This window comes from Solibacillus faecavium (genome assembly GCF_014836905.1).
Taxonomy (GTDB): Bacteria; Bacillota; Bacilli; order Bacillales_A; family Planococcaceae; genus Solibacillus; species Solibacillus faecavium.
Genome location: NZ_JACSPZ010000029.1, coordinates 1 through 607, shown reverse-complemented (window position 1 = coordinate 607; position 607 = coordinate 1). Strand labels below are relative to the sequence as shown.

The window sequence follows — 607 nt, the reverse complement described above, 5'->3', positions numbered from 1 at the left end:
TCTACTTGTAACAGGTTTCCACTTGTTAACGCTGCGATATCTACCTTATCTAGTGCTTCCTTATTTCCTACTGCACCCGCAATTTCGGCTCCAATTATACTTTCTAAATCCTCAATTTTGTTCGTTCCTTCTTGTACTGTTACTGGAGGACCGATCTTTTTCCCCTGATAGATGAACTGGAGTGTTCCTGCTTCAGACGATTCAAATGTGATTGTTTTCAACCCATCTGTTAACTCTGCGTCTACCTTTGTTTCTTGTACAGTTACTGTTCCACCATTTATCTGAACATTACTAACCGTTGGTTTTATTACGTCTAAATTTTTCGTTACGTTTATTGTATAAATAGTAGAATTTTCCGCGCCATCTGTTAATTCTACTTGTAACAGGTTTCCACTTGTTAACGCTGCGATATCTACCTTATCTAGTGCTTCCTTATTTCCTACTGCACCCGCAATTTCGGCTCCAATTATACTTTCTAAATCCTCAATTTTGTTCGTTCCTTCTTGTACTGTTACTGGAGGACCGATCTTTTTCCCCTGATAGATGAACTGGAGTGTTCCTGCTTCAGACGATTCAAATGTGATTGTTTTCAACCCATCTGTTAACT

1 protein-coding gene is annotated in these 607 nt (G+C 38.9%); it reads right to left on the bottom strand.

The annotated features are described in order from the left end of the window. Window positions 1–607 (bottom strand): hypothetical protein (locus tag H9635_RS19095; RefSeq protein ID WP_191701908.1); only part of this gene is annotated, 607 nt, incomplete at both ends.